The organism is Microbispora sp. GKU 823 (assembly GCF_002027145.1).
Classification (GTDB): Bacteria; Actinomycetota; Actinomycetes; order Streptosporangiales; family Streptosporangiaceae; genus Microbispora; species Microbispora siamensis.
On record NZ_MWJN01000200.1, the window covers coordinates 1 to 4938 of the forward strand.

Sequence of the window (4938 nt, forward strand, 5' to 3'; positions counted from 1 at the left end):
TGCTGCTGACACGCTGGGCCCGCGGGTGTCGGAGCTGGTGCGGGCCAACGTGGAGGACTTCTACACCAACGACGGGGTGCGTTACTGGCGGATCTTCGGCAAGGGCGGGCGCACCAGGGACGTCCCGCTGCCCGACGCCGTGGCGGCGGCGCTCGACGCGTACCTGGCGGTGCGGGCGGGCGCAGACGGCGAGAAGGCCCTGTTGCTGTCGTGGCGGGGCAGGCGGCTGGCGCGGGGGGATGTGCAGGCGGTCATCGACCGGGTGCAGCGGCGGGTGGATCCCGGGCGGCGCCGGGCGGTGACACCGCACGGGTTGCGGCACACGACGGCGACGCACCTGCTGGCGGATGGCACGGACATGGACGCGGTGCGGCGGGTGCTGGGGCACAGCGATCTGTCGACGCTGGGCCGTTACCGGGACGACCTGCCCGGGGAGCTGGAGGTGGCGATGGGGTCGCATCCGCTGCTGCGTCGCAGGCGCGGCCGGGCCGGGGGCGACGGCCAGGCCGCGCCGGACGCCTAGCCCTGTGCGGTGCGTACGGGCTGGCGCAGGATGGTGCGCAGGGCCGTGGGGTCGGTCTCCTGGAGGCCGCTCAGGTAGATCTCGTGGTGGAGGCCGGCCGGGACGAGGCCGTGGGCGCTCATGAACTCGTCCATGAGCGCGAGCGATTTCGGTTCCTCGGCGAAGGAGCCGTGGTGGGTCATCTGGACGCACCGCCCGTCGGTGAAGGTGACGAGCTGGACGGCGTCGATGCCGGGGGCGGGGCGGGCGGCCTCGCGGGCCTGGTCGGCGAGGGCGGGGTCGAGGTCGTCGGGCAGGCGGAGGAACAGGTGCCAGTGCCATTCGTCCCGAGGAACGTCGAGAGGGTGGCGGGTGGTGTCCTCGACCCACCAGCGGCCTTCGAGCACGGGCATGGGCAGTCCTCCGGCGAGGCCGGTGAGGGGTCCCGCGACGGCGTACAGGGCGGTGATCGCGGCGATGTGCGCGGCCCCGCCGGGCGCGCCGCGTCCGGTGACGCCGAGTCCCGTGACGGGGCCGAAGTCGGCGAGCTCGGGGGTGTCGGCGGCGGAATACCAGGTCATTCCTCGTCCTCCAGTCGGATCATCAGGTGGGTGACCAGCCGCTCGGGCGGGGTGGTCGCGGGGTCGGAGACGTAGGCCTCGCGGAGGGGGCCGGCAGGGGCGTGCCCGCGTTCGGCGCACCAGGCGAGCAGGGCGTGGGCGGTGAGCGAGATCTGGTCGTAGGGGCCGACGTGGGCGGCGGTGGCGAACGTGCCGCCGGGCAGGATCGCGGGGTCGGCGCCGGGCACCTGCGGCAGGCCGGTGCCGGTGAGGGCGACGGCGACGGGGATGGACTCGCCGTAGTCGAGCGGGAACAGCCCGACCAGGGCGGGTGCGGGTGGCGCGGCGGCCATCAGGCGGGCGACGCAGGCGGAGGTGGCCCGGCCGATGTCCTCGGGGGTGGCCGCCAGGTCGCGGACGACGATCGCGGGGCGCGGGGGTTCGGTGACGAGGGTGACCTCGGCGCCCGGCAGGCCGGTGGCGAGGATGCGTTCCAGGCTCTTGAGGGTGCGCCTGCGGCGGGCGAGTTCGGCCTCCAGGTCGTCCCTGACCCGGGCGAGCGCGGCGGCGGCGGAGTCCCCTTCCCCGGTTTCCCCCGTGTCCCGGGTGCCGGACAAGACGGCCGCGACGACGGGCAGGGGAACGTCGAGGGAGCGCAGCAGGCCGATGGCGAGCGCGTCGCGGGCCTGGGCGGCCCGGTAGTAGCGGTAGCCGCTGGCGGGGTCGATCCAGGCGGGTTCGAGCAGGCCGAGCGTGGCATAGTGGCGCAGTTGCTTGACGCTGAGCCGGGCGAGGCGGGCGAACTGCCCGATCGACAGAAGGTCGTCGTTCACGTGCCTCAGCATGGCCTCTCCCCCCGTGGGAGAGTCCACCGCGGAATTTCTGGGAAAGTTGTCGCGCCGGGTGTCGAGAATGCGGTGCCGGCTCCGTCCCAGGGGCAGGAGCGGCCACGACGGGCCGCGCGACAAGAAGGAGAACCACCGTGAAGTACCTGCTGCTGAAGCACTACCGAGGTGGTCCGGCCCCCGTCGTCGACTACGGGTCGCTGGACCAGTGGACGCCGGAGGAGGTCGACGCGCACATCCAGTACATGCGCGACTTCGCCGCCCGCCTGGAGGAGACGGGTGAGTACGTCGGCGAACAGGCGCTGTCACCCGAGGGCACGTTCGTGCGGTACGACGGCGAGGGGCGCCCGCCGGTGACCGATGGCCCGTTCGCCGAGACCAAGGACCTCATCGCGGGCTGGATGATCATCGACGTGGACTCGTGGGATCGCGCGGTCGAGCTGGCCGGGGAGCTGTCGGCCGCTCCCGGGCCACGCGGCGAGCCGATCCACGAGTGGCTCGAGGTCCGGCCGTTCCTCACCGAGCCGCCCACGGTGACCGAGTGAACGAGTCGCTGGTGCGGGAGCTCGTACCCGCGGTGATCGGTGTCCTCGTCCGGCGCGGAGCCGACTTCGCGTCGGCCGAGGACGCCGTGCAGGAGGCCCTGATCCGGGCGCTGGAGACCTGGCCCGGCGATCCGCCGCGCGATCCGAAGGCCTGGCTCGTCGCGGCCGCCTGGCGCAGGTTCCTGGACGCCGCGCGTGCCGAGGCGTCGCGGCGGGGGCGGGAACTGACCGTGGAGGCCGAGCCTCCCGCCGGTCCTGCGCCCGCCACCGACGACACCCTGCGGCTGTACTTCCTGTGCGCGCACCCACCCTGCCGCAGAGCTCGGCCGTCGCGCTGACGCTGCGCGCGGTCGGCGGCCTGACCACCCGGCAGATCGCGGCGGCCCACCTCGTCCCCGAGGCGACCATGGCGCAGCGGATCAGCCGGGCCAAGCGGAAGATCGCGGGGCTGCCGCTCGACCAGCCCGGCGATCTCGGGACGGTGCTGCGGGTGCTCTACCTCGTCTTCAACGAGGGGTACGGCGGAAACGTCGACCTGGCGGCCGAAGCGATCCGCCTGACCCGCCAGCTCGTCGCCTTGACCGGCGAGCCCGAGGCCGCCGGGCTGCTCGCGCTCATGCTGCTGCACCACGCGCGTCGCGCGTCTCGCACCGGTCCGGGTGGTCGCCTGGTGCCCCTCGCCGAGCAGGACCGGTCGCGCTGGGACACCGGCCTGATCGCCGAGGGGGTGACGATCCTGCAGGCCGCGCTGGCCCGCGACCGGCTGGGCGAATACCAGGCGCAGGCCGCGATCGCCGCCCTGCACGCCGACGCCCGCAGCGTCTGCGAGACGGACTGGGTGCAGATCGTGGAGTGGTACGACGAACTGCTGCTCCTCACCGGCAGCCCGGTGGTGCGGCTCAACCGCGCGGTGGCGGTCGGCGAGGCCGACGGGCCGCAGGCCGGGCTGGCGGCGCTGGCCGGCGTGGACCCCGGTCTGCCCCGCTACGCCGCGGTGACGGCGTACCTGCACGAACGCGCCGGCGACCTGAAGCGCGCCGCCGAGCTGTACGCCGAGGCCTCCCGCGCCGCCACCAGCGTGCCGGAACGCGACCACCTCACCCGAGAGGCCGCACGGGTGCGGCAACTGCTGCGCCGGGTGTCGCGGTGAGTGCCGCCGGGGGTGCGAGGAGCCCCCCGGCGGCCGGGTGTTCACACGCCGATGTTCGCCTGGGGGCCGGCGTAGGTCTTCACGATGGACGGGACGTCCGCGGCGGGGTCGAGGGTGTAGGAGTAGAACGAGCTCGGGGTGAACGCCGAGCCGCCGGTCTCCTGCTGCCCGCTGGAGTTGACCACGATGCTGCCGCTCTGCTTCAGCTGGGCGGTGTCGTCCCGGTAGTAGGGGTCCTTGACGTTGTCGAAGTAGCTGTTTTCGAGCACCATCTTCGTCCCGCCACGCGAGTAGTTGCCGTAGCCGGTGATGTTCTGCATGTAGTTGTTGTAGAGGTGGGCGTAGGCGACGTTGTCGGTGCTGGGGTTGCGGATGCCGTTGTCGTGCATCCAGTTGTGGTGGATGGTCATGCGCGCGGTGACGTTGTCGGTCCAGCCGATGCCGAAGGCCTTGTGCTCCTCCGACAGGATGTTCCAGGACACGGTCAGGTAGGTGGTGTCCTTGCGGCTGTCGATGAGGCCGTCGTTCATGCGGGTGATGGAGCAGTGGTCGATCCAGACGTGGTGCGAGGTGTCGATCTGGATGCCGTCGTAGTCGTAGACCTTGTCGTCCGGGTCGTCGTCGGCCATTTGCGCGTCGCGGATGGTCAGGTTGCGGATGATCACGTTGTGCACGTTGTTGAGGTTGAATCCGCCGTGGACGATCTGGCCGTTCCTGCCGACCCCGATGATGGTCTTGTCGGACGCGACCTTGATCTCCGTGCCGTACGGGGAGACGGTGATCGCGCCGTTCACCTTGATGACGTACGGCTGGCTCGCGGCGGCGTACTTCACCAGGTCGGCGTAGGTGGTGACGGTGACCGTGGCGCCGGCCGCGCCGCCGGTGGTGGTGCTGTCGCCCATGCCGCTGGTCCCGGCGAACCCGTCGGCCTTGTCCGACCACGTACGGCCCCCGGTTCCGGAGACGGGGGTGAACAGCCATTGTTTGTTGGTGTTGGCGGTGCAGGTCTCCTGGATGACGGCGGCGCCGGAGGAGGTGGAGGCGCCCTTGTCGCTCAGGCACAGCCCGCTGGCGACGTTGGCGATCTGGTAGGTGCCGCTTCCCGAGGCGGTCAGGCGCCATTGCTGGTTGGTCTTGGTGCCGTCGCCGCAGCCCCACTGCTGGATCTGCACCCCCGATGTGGTGGACCCGCTGGGCACGTCGAGGCACCGGCCGCTGTTGACGTTGACCAGGGTGTAGATCCCCGATCCGGCGGATTTGAGGGTGAACTGCTGCCAGGCGGCGCCGGGGGTGCAGCCCCACTGTTGCAGCAGCGCGCCGTTGTCCTTCGAGCCGG

General features: G+C 72.0%; 5 protein-coding genes and 1 pseudogene. 3 read left to right on the forward strand and 3 right to left on the reverse strand.

All coding sequences use genetic code 11. From position 1 onward, the window contains the following. Positions 1-523, forward strand: a 523-nt coding sequence (locus tag B1L11_RS43840) for a tyrosine-type recombinase/integrase (protein ID WP_179155600.1), incomplete at its 5' end; no start/stop codon positions are given. On the opposite strand, the gene B1L11_RS43845 is transcribed toward B1L11_RS43840, so the two are convergent. Both B1L11_RS43845 and B1L11_RS43850 read right to left on the reverse strand, forming a co-directional pair. Then, positions 520-1083: a GyrI-like domain-containing protein gene (locus B1L11_RS43845; RefSeq protein WP_079321045.1), complete on the reverse strand. Its 564-nt coding sequence runs from the start codon at positions 1081-1083 to the stop codon at positions 520-522. The two genes, B1L11_RS43840 and B1L11_RS43845, sit on opposite strands and share 4 nt — an antisense overlap. Beyond that, positions 1080-1895 (reverse strand): GyrI-like domain-containing protein, encoded by an 816-nt coding sequence (locus tag B1L11_RS43850; protein ID WP_256863432.1) that lies wholly within the window; start codon positions 1893-1895, stop codon positions 1080-1082. Before B1L11_RS43850 ends, B1L11_RS43845 begins: the two co-directional genes overlap by 4 nt. A gap of 149 nt (positions 1896-2044) precedes the next feature. Between B1L11_RS43850 and B1L11_RS43855 the strand changes: the two genes are divergently transcribed. Continuing rightward, positions 2045-2452, forward strand: a complete 408-nt coding sequence (locus B1L11_RS43855) for a YciI family protein (RefSeq protein ID WP_079321047.1) — start codon at positions 2045-2047, stop codon at positions 2450-2452. Beyond that, positions 2449-3602, forward strand: a pseudogene (locus tag B1L11_RS43860) (RNA polymerase sigma factor). The gene B1L11_RS43855 and the pseudogene B1L11_RS43860 overlap by 4 nt, the downstream one beginning before the upstream one ends. A 41-nt stretch (positions 3603-3643) precedes the next feature. Here B1L11_RS43860 and B1L11_RS43865 read toward each other — a convergent pair. Then, the coding region (locus B1L11_RS43865) for an RICIN domain-containing protein (RefSeq protein ID WP_143737990.1) at positions 3644-4938 on the reverse strand (1295 nt) is incomplete at its 5' end.